The following is a 13,415-nucleotide window of genomic DNA, read 5'->3' as shown; positions in this document are numbered from 1 at the left end:
TCGTTCTCCTCGAAGGTGGCCAGCCCGGTGCCTTGGAGTCGGTCGGTGGCGGCGGTGACCTGCTCGGTGGAGGCGACCTCCACGCCGAGGTGGTCCAGGCGGGTGTCTTGGTCGGCCTCGCCTTCGATCAGGACGAGCTTGAGCGGGGGCTCGGTGACGGCGAAGTTGGCGTAGCCGGGGCGAAGTTTGGCGGGCTCGACGCCGAAGAGCTTGGAGTAGAACGCGATCGACGCTTCGAGGTCGGCGACGCGCAGGGCGAGCTGAACGCGGGACATGACGGTCTCCCTCATCTGCTTCTGTATCGACATTCGTCGATACAGCTCGACGCGGTCGAGGTTGCCACCTGCATCGACAAGCGTCAACATAGACACATGTCGAAATCAGAGCTGCGGGTCCTCGGGCAGGACGATCAGGCTGTCGCGTGCTGCTCTCCGATGGTCCGCGAACCGCTCGGCGAGTCGGACGCCGTGGACCTGGCGCGGATGTTCAAGGCGCTGGCGGACCCGGTACGGCTGCGCCTGCTGTCGCTGATCGCGTCCTTCGAGGGCGGCGAGGCGTGCGTCTGCGACCTGACCGGGCCGTTCGACGTGTCGCAGCCGACGATCTCGCACCACTTGAAGGTGCTGCGGGAAGCGGGCCTGGTCGGCTCCGAACGGCGCGGGACCTGGGTCTACTACTGGGTGCTGCCGGCCGCCTTCGCCCGGCTCTCCTCGCTCCTCCAGATCCCCGCCGAACCGGCCGCCGCGAGGTCCTGCTGATGGCCGTCCCCGCTTCGCTCGGCCGCCGGGTGGCTGCCGAGTTCGTCGGCACGGCCGCCTTGGTCGCGGTCGTGGTGGGCTCCGGCATTCAGGCCGCCGAGCTGTCCCGGGACGTGGGCGTGCAACTGCTCGCCAACTCCCTGGCCACGGTGTTCGGCCTGGGCGTGCTGATCACCCTGCTCGGCCCGGTCTCCGGTGCGCACTTCAATCCGGTCGTCACCCTCGCCGCCTGGTGGACCGGCCGGGCAACCGGTGACGGACCGGCCCCGCGTGAGGTCGCGGCCTACGTGCCCGCCCAAATTGCCGGCGCCGTCGCGGGTGCGGTCCTGGCCGATGCGATGTTCGCCGAACCGCTGGTGGCCTGGTCCACTCACGACCGGTCCGCCGGTCACCTGTGGCTGGGCGAGGTCGTCGCCACCGCGGGCCTGATCCTGCTCGTCCTCGGCCTCGGTCGTACCGGACAGCAACGCATCGCCCCTGCGGCGGTCGCCTCCTACATCGGCGCGGCCTACTGGTTCACCTCGTCCACCAGCTTCGCCAACCCGGCCGTGACGATCGGCCGCGCCTTCTCCGACACCTTCGCCGGCATCGCCCCGGCCTCGCTGGCACCGTTCATCGCCGCCCAGATCGTGGGCGCCGTCGTGGGGCTCGGCCTGGTAGCCGTCCTCTTCGGCCGTACCGCTCCGGCCACCGCGGGCGTCCCCGTCCCCCCAGGTGAGCCCGAACTCGCCACCACCAGCCGCTGACCAAGGAAGACCCCGTGACCACTCCCGCCACCCCGTCCGTGCTGTTCGTCTGCGTCCACAACGCCGGCCGCTCCCAGATGGCCGCCGCCTTCCTCACCCACCTCGCCGGGGACAAGGTAGAAGTCCGCTCGGCCGGCTCCGCCCCCGCCGACACCGTCAACCCCGCCGTGGTCGACGCCATGAAGGAAGTGGGCATCGACATCTCCGCCGAGGTCCCCAAGGTCCTCACCACCGAAGCGGTGCAGTCCTCCGACGTCGTCATCACCATGGGCTGCGGCGACACATGCCCCGTCTTCCCCGGCAAGCGCTACCTCGACTGGCAGCTCGACGACCCCGCCGGCCAGGGCGTCGACGCCGTCCGCCCGATCCGCGACGAGATCGAGCAGCGCATCCGCGGCCTGCTCACCGAACTCGGCACCGAATGAGGCAAACGGCGTTCCTGCACGTGCCGATGTGGGCTCTTCCGGGCGCCCATCGTCCGTGGCCGGTGCGACACCCTCGGGTGCTAGGTTCTCGAACTCTCTGGCGAAATCTTTTGGGAGTCCGAATGGTGCGTGGGGCGGCGCGGGCCGTGCTCGGTGGTGCCGGGGCGTTGCTGCTGCTGGGGTGCCAGGCCGAGGCGGCGCCGGGGCCCGGGGCGCAGGCGGGCTCGCTGGTGGTGGGGTGCGCGCCGGTCGCGGTGTTCACGTCCGGGCAGGACGGGTACCACACGTTCCGGATTCCGGCCCTGGTCACGGCCGCTCAGCCGGGTTCCGGGGGGTCCGTGCTGATCGCCTTCGCGGAGGGGCGCCGGCACTCGGAGGCGGACTCCGGCGATGTGGACGTCGTCGAGCGCCGGTCGACGGACGGCGGCTGCACCTGGTCGCCCATGGAGCGCGTGTCCGACGCCGGGACCGACACGGTGGGCAACCCCGCGCCGGTCGTGGACGGCCGCAGTGGCCGGGTGGTGCTGCTCACCACCCGCAACGCGGGTACGGCGCAGGAGCAGCAGATCATGTCCGGGGCCGTGTCCCCGAAGGACAGCCGCAGGGTGTACGTCCAGAGCAGCGCCGACGCCGGTGCGACCTGGTCGCGGCCCCGCGAGATCACGGACCAGGCGAAGCTGCCCGGCTGGCGGTGGTACGCCACCGGCCCGGGCCACGGCGTCGCGCTGACCGAGGGCCCGCACGCGGGCCGGCTGGTCGTCGGCGCGGACCACTCGGACACGCCTCCCGCCGGCAGCCGTGACACCGGCACCGAGTGGCGCTACAGCGCCGGGAACTCCCTGCTCAGCGACGACGGCGGCGCGACGTGGCGGATCGGCTACGTCGACCCCGCCGACGACGACGGCATCAACGTCAACGAGACCGCGGTCGCCCAGCTCCCCGACGGACGGCTGTACTTCGCGGCCCGGGACCAGAACGGCCGGGCGCCCGGCAACCAGGCGCACGCCTGGAGTTCCGACGGCGGGGCGTCGGTCGAGGCACCGTTCCGCCAGAACACCGGGGTCACCGCGCCCATGGTCAAGGCCTCGGTGCTGCAGACCGACGACGGCAGCGGAACGGGGCCGCTGCTGATGGCCGCGCCCTCGGACGCGCGGGAGCGCGTCGGCATGGGCGTGCGGGTCAGCCACGACGGGGGCGCCGGGTGGTCCGCCGCACGGCGGCTGTCGTCCGCGCCGGCCGCCTACTCCGACCTCGCCCAACTCGACCGGGACCGGGTCGGCCTGCTCTACGAGACCGGGGTCCGCTCCGCCTACGAGAGCATCGTCTTCACCCGGCTGTCCCTGCCGGCGCTCGACGGCTGAGGGCCGGGTCCGTACGGGACGGGACCCGGCCCTCGGCGATCAGTGGTCGACGTAGACGGTGTCGAAGCCGGAGAGGGTGTCGAGGTAGGCACCGCTGGGCGTCCGGTACACGGCGCGCCAGGCGCCGTCCCACTGCGCGGTGAACCGCTTGCTGAAGTGCCCGCGGGAGTCGGTCCAGGCGTAGCCCACGGGGGCGAGCCGGTCGCTGCCGTGGACCTGGAAGTAGATGCCGACCTTCTGGTTGGCGAAGGCGGTCCACGTGCTGCCCGACTGCCGCTGGAGGTTGCCGCTGACCGTGATCGGCCGGCCGGCGACCACCGGCTCCGGGGCCGCGTTGAACGTGGTGATGCGGGTGGCGGTGCGCACCAGGTGCTTCACCGGGCTCGTGGAGGCGGTGAAGACGCCGTTCGCGGCGAGGCTGATGCGCCAGTAGCCGCGCGGGGTGGCGTGGACCTTGCGGTAGGTGAAGTTCCCGTTTGCCGGGGCGTCGAAGGCGCCGATGTTCTTCCAGGTCCGGTTGTCGGCGGAGTACTGGACGGCCAGCCTCGGCACAAGGCGGCCGCTCAGGGTCTTGGCGGTGCCCCTGAGGGTGAGCAGCCCGTCGGCGCCGATCGAGGCGCCGGTGATGCCGATCTTCACCTGGTCGTGGACGTCGACGGTGTACCTGGCCGTGCTGTGCTTGAGGTACCACCCGGCCGGTACGGCGTCGCGGTAGTCCACAACGCTCACCGATCCGCCGTTGACGTCGGTGGGCGGGGCGACGGCGATCGAGAAGCGCCCGTCGGTGTCGGTGCGCCCGACGAGACCGGCATTGTGGACCGTGGTCCGCACGGGCATGCCGGCCAGCGGCTTCCAGCCCTGTGCCGTGTGGTCGAAGTAGTCGACCCGTCCCGTCACCGCCGTGCTCTTGCCGCCAACCAGCGAGAGGGCGCTCTTGTCGAGCGTGATCCGGGTGTTGCCGGCGAAGTAGCCGACGTGGTGGTCCTGCCCGCACTGCGTGTACGAGAAGAGTTCCGGTTCCCAGATGCAGGGCTGAACACTGGGGAGCGGCGAACTCAGGCCCTGCGGGCCGACGGTGATCCGGTACGTGCCGTCCTCGGCGGTCACGGCACTGGCCGAGGAGAATTCCTTGACAACGATCTGCTTCCCGGCGACAGGCCCGATCAGGGTGCCGTCGGGGTGGGTCCGGATCACCTTGCCGGACAGGGTCACGGTCTGGTGCACCCAGTCCGTGGTCTCCGGCGCCATGTTGTCCTCGACGAACCAGTCCTCGTCGCCGTAGAAGAGGTCGCCGGACCCCTTGCTGTGGTTGCCCTCGGCGTCGGTGACGTCCGCGGTCACGAAGTAGCGCGGGTTGGCGGCCAGGCCGGTGGGCGTCGCCTGCCACAGGGTGTTGCCGGAGACGTCCGTGCCCGCCTGGTGGAAGGCCTCGGCGGGGACGGTCCCCACGGCGGTTCCGTTGGGCAGGATGATGGTCGCGGTGATCGACCGGGCCTGGATGTAGGGGGCCACGGCCACCTGGAGCGCGATCGCGTTGTTCGCGTCGTGCGTCCTGGCGACGTAGGGGACGGCCGGCCCGACGGGCGCGCTCTGCGCGCTCGCGGCGGTGGGCAGCATGCTCAGCATGGCCGCGGCGGTGGTCGCCGCCAGCAGGGCGTACCTGTTTCTGGAGGATGCGTTCACATGGCATGAGACCTGTGGGCGGGCGTTGGAGTTGTACGGGTGTGCGATCGCGTTCGGGCGTCGTGCGGCAGGCGGTCCGGTGAACGGGCCCCGTGGCCAGTCGAGTTCGTGCAGTTTCAGAAGGGAGGTCGAGGGACGAGCCCGTCAGGACGGGTGGCTCGGCGGCAGGGACTGCTCCGTCCAGATCGTCTTGCCGTCCGCGTCGTAGCGGGTGCCCCAGGCCTGCGCGAGCTGGGCGGTGATGAACAGGCCGCGGCCGCCCTCGTCGACGGTGCGGGCGTGGCGCAGGCGCGGGGCGGCGGGGCCGGCGTCGCGGACCTCGCAGGTGAGGGTGCGGTCGTTGATGAGGCGCAGGGCGAGCGGTGCGGCGCCGTGGCGGATGGCGTTGGTGACGAGCTCGCTCACGATCAGCTCGGTGTTGAAGACGATGTCGCCCTCGATGCCCCAGGCCGCGAGCTGCTCACCGGCGTGGTGGCGCGCGGTGGAGACGGCGGCGGGGTCGGCTTCGAGGTGCCAGGAGGCGACCCGGTCGGCGGGGAAGGGCCGGGTGCGGGTGAGCAGCAGCGCGCCGGCCCGGCCGGACAGGCCCTCGGGGAGGGAGTAGAGGATGTCGTCGCAGAGGTCCGCGAGGGGCCGGCCGGTGTGCCGGCCCGCGTCCGGGCTTTCCGTCTCCGGCCGGCGGCCGAGCAGCCCGGGGTGGCCGGCGAGATGGGCGGCGACGACGGGTGAGCTGGACAGGGCGAGGATGCTGCCCTCCTCCAGCCCGATGTCGCTGGTGGTGAACGGCGCGCCGCTGGTGACGCCCAGCGGCGGCCCGGCCGGGACGTCGGGGATCTCGGCGGTGCCGTCCGGGCGCACGATCACCGGGGCGAGATGGCCGGAGCGGGCGATGGTGCACATCCGGGTCAGGGGGTCGTAGACGGCGTACACGCACGCGGCGGTCAGTGCCTCGCGGTGCAGCGGGTCGCCGCTCGGCAGGGACGCCCGCTCGGCGGCCAGCAGCGTCGCGGTGTCGTTGAGGCGGGCGAGGAGCTCGTCCGGGGGCTGTTCGAAGGCGGCCAGCGAGCGGATGACGGTGCGGAGTTGGCCCATGGTCGCGGTGGCGTGGATGCCGTGCCCGGCGACGTTGCCGATGACCATGGCGGTGCGCGCGCCGGACAGCGGGATGGTGTCGTACCAGGAGCCGGCGCCGTTCGTGGCGGTCGGTACGTACGCCGTCTCCAGGGCGGTGTGCGAGGCGGGCCGGTGCGGCATCAGGTGGCGCTGGACGGTGGAGGCGATGGTGTGCTCGCGGGTGAAGCGCCGTCCGTTGTCGATGCACAGGGCGGTGTGGTCGGCCAGCTGGAGGGCGAGTTCGATGTCGTCCTCGTCGTACGGCTCCTGGTCCCGGCCGCGGTAGAGGCTGAGGAGGCCCAGGACGCTGCCGCGCAGGGCCAGCGGGACGACCAGGAGCGAGCACGCCCCGGACGCGAGGATCGCCTCGGCCCGGACCGGGTCGGTGGACATCCACGGCGGCTCGGCGTCCAGGGCGATCACCCGGGGCCGCAGGTCGGACAGCGCCTGCGTGAAGGGTGTCGGCCCGGGCAGGCTGAGCACGGCGCCCACCGGGTGCGCCTGCGGCTGGTCGGGGCCGCGGCTGTTGCGGGAGGCGGCCCGCAGCAGGGGCACGCCCTGGGGGAGCGGGGAGAGCGGGGGGTCGTCGCCGCGGAGCACCGCGTCCACCAGTTCCACCACGGCCCCCTCGGCGTAGCCCGGGACCAGGGTGCGGACCAGCTCGTCGCAGGTCACCACGGAGTCCATCGTGCGGCCCACCCTCTCGCGCACCATGTCCAGGACGCGCAGCCGTTCGAGCGCCCGTTCCCGGGGGGTGACGTCGATGACCGACAGGGCGAGCCCCAGCACCTCTCCCCTGGGGTTGTCGAGGCGGAACACCGACATGGCGTAGTACCCGGGCGGGGCCGTGCCGCCCCTGCGGCGCGCCCGCACCAGGCGCTCGCGCAGCGGCACGCCGGTCTCCAGCACCGTGCGGACCGCCGCCTCGTGCTGGTCGCCGTCGATGATGTCGTAGGCGTCGGCGAAGCGGTGGCCGATCAGGGACTCGGGCGTCACGCCCCGCATGGCGCTGGTGGCGGTGTTGACCCGCACCACGCGCAGATCGGTGTCGAGCAGGTGCAGGCCCACCGGCGACTGGGTGAAGAGGGCGTCCACCATCGCCGCCTCCGCCTCGCCCATCGGCGGGGCCGGGTCGCCGGATGCCACGTGGTCGTCCTTCCCGCCGGAGCCGCGGGCGGGCACTACTTGCCCCGTGTCTCGTCCCGGCTCCGGCCGGTGGGACGGACGATGTCGAGGACGGCCATCATGCCCATGTCCTCATGGTTCAGGATGTGGCAGTGCAGGACGGTTCGCCCGGTGAAGTCCCGGAACGGGATCCGCAGGACGACCTGGCCGCGGGCGGGCACGTTCACCGTGTCGAACCAGCGGCGGGACGCCGGGTGCGGTCTGCCGTTGGTGCTCATCAGCTGGAACTGGTTGGTGTGGACGTGGAACGAGTGCTCCTCGTCGCTGTCGTTGCGCACCGTCCACTCCTCGACGGTGCCGAGCACGGAGGTGAAGTCGTTGCGCTTCGCGTCGTAGGTGCGCCCGTTGATGTAGAAGACGGTGCCCGCCGCGTTCTCCGTGAAGACCACGGTCTTGCGGTCGGCGATCCTGGCCTTCGACAGGTCCTCGTTCGGGGCGAAGGCGCCCGGGATCGCGGCCGGCCGGACGGGGGCGCCGCCGGTGACGAGGGTGGCGAGGTCGGCGCGGGGGAACTGGTTCCCGGCCTTGCCGGTGTCGTACGGCAGGGTCTCCAGGCGCGTGGTGCCGGGGGAGCCGCCCTGGACCAGGACGTCGTAGCGGGCCCCGGCGGCGACGACGAGGGAGTCCGCCGACCACACGCGCCGGACGGGGTAGCCGTCCTGGGCGATCACGTGGAAGCGGTGCCCGGGCAGGTGCAGCTTGTAGTAGATGTTGGCGCCGATGTTGGCCAGCCGCCACAGCTGGGTCTCGCCGGGCCGGATGCCGATGACGGGATTCGCCTGGCCGTTCACGGTGCGGTTGGTCGCGGCACCGATGCTCAGCGGGTGGGTCCTGATGGCGTCGCCCTCGACCTGGAAGTCCTTGAGCGCGACGACGTGCTCGGTGATGCCGCGCAGGGACGCGGGCAGGTACTGCCGCAGGCCGTCGACGACGATGACGCCGGACTCGCCTCCGGCGACCTGGGCGGCGGACATCATGTCGGCGTGGGAGTGGTACCAGTAGGTGCCGGGGGTGATGCCGCGCGGCAGCCGGTAGGTGTAGTGGTACGAGGCCCCGTACTTGATGGCGACGAAGATGTCGTCCGACGGGCTGCGCGGCGAGACATGCAGCCCGTGGACGTGCAGGTTGGTGGCCTCGTCGACCTTGTTGGTCAGGGTCAGGTCGATGGTGTCGCCGGGCCGCACCCGCAGCGTCGGAGGCATGTACATGCCGTTGTAGGTGGTCGCCCACAGCCGGCGGTCCCCGACCCGCACTTTGCGCCGCTCCACGACGACGGTGGTCCGCAGGAGCCCGTCGCGGCTCACCAGTTCGGGCGGATCCTGGAGGCGCGGCCCCGCGGCGGCCGGTGAGGCGGGGCCGTCCTGCGGGCCGGGAGCGGGGAGGCCGTGGCCGCATCCGGCGACCCAGGCGAGGAGGAGCGCCAGGCCGGTGGCGAGCCGGGCCGCGGCGGAACGGGGCCGAGTCACACATCTCTCCCTACGGGAAGCCGTGCGGCGGAGCGGGTCGATCCACGATCGCCGGACGAGCCTATGGAGACCGGCGGCCGGCTCCCCGGCGCGCCACGCCCCCCGGCGCGCTATCCGCCCCAACGGCAGCACCCGCGGAACCCGCGGACCCGGGCCGGCCGCAGGTTGGCCGAAAGCCGTGCCTGAACGTTTTGTCGCTTGCCGCACCTGGGTGGTGTGCCCCGTCGTACGGCCGATCCGGTGAATTGCGACGACCATGGAGGTTTGTCGACAGATCGTCACGCTTGCGAGCGAAATGGGCCGGAGGGCCTGGTTGGCGGCCCGGGTGCTGGGCAACTCTGGTTGCGGCGACGTCGCACAGTCGGCGGAGCGGTCGGCCAACCGCCCCGCACACCCCCGTATCCAGTCCTCTGGAGGGAAAGACATGGCAAGCACCCGTACCGCCCGAGTCCTGGCCGCAATGGCCTCGCTGCCGCTGGCCGCGGCACTGTTCGCCGGGACGGCAGTGGCCGACAACGGCGCCCTGTCGGGCGGCGGTTCCAACGCGACCGTGGTGAGTAACAGCGGTGGCAGCGTGGGGCGTGACAACTTCGGGAGCGTGACCACGACGCAGCAGGCCGCCACCGGGGCGGGCGCGTCCAACCAGAACAACAACGCCAGCGTGGTCGGCTCGGCGTTCACCGAGATCCACCAGTCGAACGTGAACATCCACTTCGGTCCGCTGTGGTGACCGGGGCCCCTGGGGCTCGCTGACAAGGGGCGACTGCGCGACGGCAACCTCACTGCCGTCGCGCAGTCGCGTTTGTGTGTCCACAGGCTGTGGACAGTGCGGCGGCGCCTTGCCCCCGGCGCGCCCCTCCTCGACACCGTACCGGCCGGAGCGGGGGTGAGGAGCCGGGTCGGCATCTACCGGTGAACCCCCGCGGCGGCCAGCCCGGGCGGCCGGACCGCACGTGGTGCACGGCGGCGCGAACGGACTGCGCGGAGACCGGGGCAGTCGCGCCGATCAGCGGCCCGGCCTACGGAACGCGCAGGTCAGGGCAGGTGCGGGGCGTCCCGTCACCGGGCCGGCGCGCGGTGCCGTGGACCGGCCGGGCGGCACCGCGGGACCCTCGAAGATCACGACGTCCGCGTTGCTGCGTCCGGCTGACTCCCGGGCGTGGCGAACCCTCCGGCGGGCCCTCGCGCCCTTTCACTCGACGCATGCACGAACACAAGCCGATCATCCGATTTGCGGCGATCGTCGGGCTGGCGCTCGCCTGTCTGGTGACCGGACCGGTCTCCGCGGCAGGCGCCGTCCCCCGGCTCGCCGCTGCCCGCCCCGCCGTGCTCGCGCCCGTTCCGGCGTCGGCCATGGCGCCGCGCGGCGACACGGATCCCGGCGACCCACTGAGCGGGTACGACCTCGGCCCGGACCTGTCCGGACTGCTCATGCCGTACGACGCCTACGGCGGCGAGGAGACCGAGGACGGCGCCACGCCCGAGCGGCGCAACTTCAAGGGCTACGGCTTCGACACCTGCCGCGCCCCGTCCCTGGCCACCATGCGCGCCTGGCTGAAGTCCAAGTACCGCGCCATCGGTGTGTACTTCGGCGGCCGCGCCCGCGCCTGCAGCCAGCGCAACCTCAATCGCGACTGGGTCCAGTCCGTGCACAGGATGGGCTGGCGCATCATGCCGATCTACGTCGGCTCGCAGTCGCCCTGTGTGCGCGGCAAGCACCTGCGCAACTACCGCATCGACCCGGACAACGCCTGGGGCCAGGGCGAGAGCGAGGGCTATGACGCGGTCCAGAGCGCGGCCGACCTCGGCTTCGAACCCGGCAGCGCGCTCTACCTCGACATGGAGGCGTACCACGCCGGCAAGGCCCGCTGCGCCGACCAGACCCTGGACTTCATCCGGGCCTGGGACCGCCAGGTGAGCGACAACGGCTACCTGCCCGGCCTGTACAGCAGCTCCGAGTCCGGCATCCGGCACATCGAGCGGGCCCGCCAGCAGGGCGTCGACGACCTGCCCGAGGCCGTGTGGTTCGCCCGCTGGAAGGGCAGGCCGGCGGTGCGCAGCGAACCGGTGCTCAGCGACGACGCCTGGAACGGCGGCCGGATCCACCAGTACTCGGGCGCCGTCCGCGAGAAGCACGGCGGCAAGCGGCTGTCGATCGACCGCAACCGCCTGGACGGTCCCGTGGCCGTCGTCAACTGAACGGCCGCGCACGACGCGCCCGGCCGCCCCTGCGGGGTGACCCCGTAGGGGCGGCCGGGCCGTTCTCCGCCCTGCGGAGGTGGGGCACACCCCCCTCGTACGACTTCAGGGTGACCCCGCTTCGGCACCTGCGGCGGATCCCCGGGCCGGGCCCGCGCTCCTAGCGTGGAGCCATGACCACGCCCGTGTGCACCAGCGCCTCGCAGGCACAGTTCACCAGCTACGTGCGGGCCAAGGGCCCGGCGCTGCTGCGGACCGCGCGCTCGCTCACCGCCAACCCGAGCGACGCCGAGGACCTGCTGCAGACCGCCCTGGTCAAGACCTACCTGGCGTGGGACCGGATCGACGACCACCGGGCGGTCGACGGCTACGTCCGCCGCACCCTGGTCAACACCCGCACCTCCCAGTGGCGCAAGCGCCGCGTCGAGGAGTACGCCACCGACGAACTGCCCGAGCCGTACGGCCCGGCGGCCCTGACCGGCCCCGACGAGGCCGAGCGGCAGGCCCAGCGCGACTCCGTGCTGCGCGCGATATCCCGTCTCCCGGCCCGCCAGCGGGCCATGGTCGTGCTGCGGTACTACGAGGACATGAGCGAGGCCCAGACCGCCGAGGCGCTGGGCGTCTCGGTCGGCACCGTCAAGAACGCCGTCTCCCGTGCGCTGGGCAAGTTGCGCGAGGACCCCGAATTGTTTCCGGGGTAGTGACATACCGCTCGGTATGACACCAGAATCACAGCACCCACCTACCTTTGCGTAGCCGCTTCGACGAGGAGGCGCCCGGTGCTGAGCACAATGCAGGACGTGCCCTTGCTGGTCTCACGGATCCTGACCCACGGCACGGCCGTGCACGGCAGGTCGCAGGTCACCACCTGGACCGGCGAGGGCGAGCCGCACCGCCGCTCGTTCGCCGAGATAGGAGCACGCGCCGCCCGCCTGGCCCGGGCCCTGCGCGACGAGCTCGGGGTCGAGCGCGACGACCGGGTCGCCACCTTGATGTGGAACAACGCGGAGCATGTCGAGGCCTACCTCGCCATCCCCTCCATGGGCGCGATCCTGCACACGCTCAACCTGCGCCTGCCCGCGGACCAGTTGGTCTTCATCGCCAACCACGCCGCGGACCGCGTCGTCCTCGTCAACGGCACCCTGATCCCGCTGCTGGCCCCGCTGCTCCCGGCGATGGAGTCGGTCGAGCACGTCGTGGTGGTCGGCCCCGGCGACACCACGCCCCTGGAGGGCTGCCGCCCCGCCCTGCACGCGTACGAGTCCCTCATCGAGGGCCGCCCCGACACCTACGACTGGCCCGAGCTGGACGAGCGTTCGGCCGCGGCCATGTGCTACACCTCCGGCACCACCGGCGACCCCAAGGGCGTCCTGTTCTCGCACCGCTCGATCTACCTGCACTCCATGCAGGTCAACATGACCGAGTCGATGGGCCTGACCGACCGCGACACCACCCTGGTCGTCGTGCCGCAGTTCCACGTCAACGCCTGGGGCCTGCCGCACGCCACCTTCATGACCGGCATCAACATGCTGATGCCCGACCGCTTCCTGCAGCCCGGCCCGCTCGCCGAGATGATCGCCGCCGAGCGCCCCACCCACGCGGCCGCCGTACCCACCATCTGGCAGGGCCTGCTGGCCGAACTCGCCGCCAACCCGCGCGACATCAGCTGCCTGCGGCAGGTCACCATCGGCGGCTCCGCCTGCCCGCCCTCCCTCATGGAGGCGTACGACAAGCTGGGCGTGCGGCTCCGCCACGCCTGGGGCATGACCGAGACCTCCCCGCTGGGCACCATGGCCCACCCGCCGGCCGGCCTCACCGAGGAGGAGGAGTGGCCGTACCGCATCACCCAGGGCCGCTTCCCCGCCTCCGTCGAGGCGCGCCTGGTCGGCCCCTCCGGGGAGGTCCTGGCCTGGGACGGGGAGTCCGCAGGCGAGCTGGAGGTGCGCGGGCCGTGGGTCGCCGCGGCGTACTACGGCGGCGCCGGGGCCGAACCGATGCGCCCCGAGGACAAGTTCAGCGAGGACGGCTGGCTGCGCACCGGTGACGTCGGCACGATCACCCACGACGGCTACCTGACCCTCACCGACCGCGCCAAGGACGTCATCAAGTCCGGCGGCGAGTGGATCTCCTCCGTCGAGCTGGAGAACGCGCTCATGGCGCACCCCGCCGTCGCGGAGGCGGCCGTCGTCGCGGTCCCCGACGACCGGTGGGGCGAGCGCCCGCTGGCCACCGTCGTGCTCAAGGACGGCTTCCAGATCGGCTACGAGGAACTGCGCGCCTTCCTCGGCGAGCACATCGCGCGCTGGCAGTTGCCGGAGCGGTGGGCGGTCATCTCGGCCGTGCCGAAGACCTCGGTCGGAAAGTTCGACAAGAAGGTGCTGCGACGGCAGTACGCGAGCGGCGAGCTGGACGTCACCCGGCTCGGCTGACGGGCCCCGCACGCGAGGCGGCCCCCGGGGATCCCCCGGGGGCCGCCTCG

The 13,415-nt window shown here is 72.3% G+C and carries 12 protein-coding genes; 8 read left to right on the top strand and 4 right to left on the bottom strand.

Annotated elements, in window-relative coordinates:
* Positions 1–275, bottom strand: a 275-nt coding sequence (locus tag ACIP64_RS27520; RefSeq protein WP_401591806.1) for an ArsI/CadI family heavy metal resistance metalloenzyme, incomplete at its 3' end; no start/stop codon positions are given.
* A 96-nt stretch (positions 276–371) separates the two neighbouring features.
* On the opposite strand from ACIP64_RS27520, the gene ACIP64_RS27515 reads away from it, so the two are divergent.
* From ACIP64_RS27515 to ACIP64_RS27500, 4 genes are all read left to right on the top strand, one after another.
* Complete coding sequence (locus ACIP64_RS27515; RefSeq protein WP_401591804.1) at positions 372–758, top strand: ArsR/SmtB family transcription factor; 387 nt, start codon at positions 372–374, stop codon at positions 756–758.
* Entirely contained in the window at positions 758–1,504 is a 747-nt protein-coding gene (locus ACIP64_RS27510) for an aquaporin (protein WP_401591802.1), read from the top strand. The genes ACIP64_RS27515 and ACIP64_RS27510 overlap by 1 nt, the downstream gene beginning before the upstream one ends.
* A gap of 14 nt (positions 1,505–1,518) precedes the next feature.
* Positions 1,519–1,929 carry an arsenate reductase ArsC gene (locus ACIP64_RS27505; protein ID WP_401591800.1) on the top strand — a complete coding sequence of 137 codons (411 nt, stop codon included), beginning with the start codon at positions 1,519–1,521 and terminating at the stop codon, positions 1,927–1,929.
* 122 nt (positions 1,930–2,051) lie between these two features.
* Positions 2,052–3,290: an exo-alpha-sialidase gene (locus ACIP64_RS27500; RefSeq protein WP_401591798.1), complete on the top strand. Its 1,239-nt coding sequence runs from the start codon at positions 2,052–2,054 to the stop codon at positions 3,288–3,290.
* 39 nt (positions 3,291–3,329) lie between these two features.
* Here ACIP64_RS27500 and ACIP64_RS27495 read toward each other — a convergent pair whose 3' ends face one another.
* From ACIP64_RS27495 to ACIP64_RS27485, 3 genes are all read right to left on the bottom strand, one after another.
* Positions 3,330–4,973 (bottom strand): hypothetical protein, encoded by a 1,644-nt coding sequence (locus tag ACIP64_RS27495; protein ID WP_401591796.1) that lies wholly within the window; start codon positions 4,971–4,973, stop codon positions 3,330–3,332.
* Positions 4,974–5,117: 144 nt separating this feature from the next.
* On the bottom strand, positions 5,118–7,232 hold the full coding sequence (locus tag ACIP64_RS27490) for a SpoIIE family protein phosphatase (protein WP_401591794.1): 2,115 nt from the start codon (positions 7,230–7,232) through the stop codon (positions 5,118–5,120).
* Positions 7,233–7,267: 35 nt separating this feature from the next.
* Entirely contained in the window at positions 7,268–8,737 is a 1,470-nt protein-coding gene (locus tag ACIP64_RS27485) for a multicopper oxidase family protein (protein WP_401591792.1), read from the bottom strand.
* 424 nt (positions 8,738–9,161) lie between these two features.
* Here ACIP64_RS27485 and ACIP64_RS27480 point away from each other — a divergent pair, with 424 nt between their 5' ends.
* From ACIP64_RS27480 to ACIP64_RS27465, 4 genes are all read left to right on the top strand, one after another.
* On the top strand, positions 9,162–9,467 hold the full coding sequence (locus tag ACIP64_RS27480) for a hypothetical protein (protein ID WP_319663772.1): 306 nt from the start codon (positions 9,162–9,164) through the stop codon (positions 9,465–9,467).
* Between the two features lie 473 nt (positions 9,468–9,940).
* A complete protein-coding gene (locus ACIP64_RS27475; RefSeq protein WP_401591789.1) occupies positions 9,941–10,936 on the top strand; it encodes a DUF1906 domain-containing protein in 996 nt (331 codons plus the stop codon).
* Between the two features lie 173 nt (positions 10,937–11,109).
* Positions 11,110–11,637, top strand: a complete 528-nt coding sequence (locus ACIP64_RS27470) for a SigE family RNA polymerase sigma factor (protein ID WP_401591787.1) — start codon at positions 11,110–11,112, stop codon at positions 11,635–11,637.
* A gap of 78 nt (positions 11,638–11,715) precedes the next feature.
* Positions 11,716–13,365 (top strand): long-chain fatty acid--CoA ligase, encoded by a 1,650-nt coding sequence (locus ACIP64_RS27465; protein WP_401591785.1) that lies wholly within the window; start codon positions 11,716–11,718, stop codon positions 13,363–13,365.
* The last annotated feature ends 50 nt before the right edge of the window (positions 13,366–13,415 follow it).

Source organism: Streptomyces sp. NPDC088733 (assembly GCF_044751185.1).
In the GTDB taxonomy this organism is placed as follows: Bacteria; Actinomycetota; Actinomycetes; order Streptomycetales; family Streptomycetaceae; genus Actinacidiphila.
This window is presented reverse-complemented; position numbering and strand designations above follow the sequence as displayed.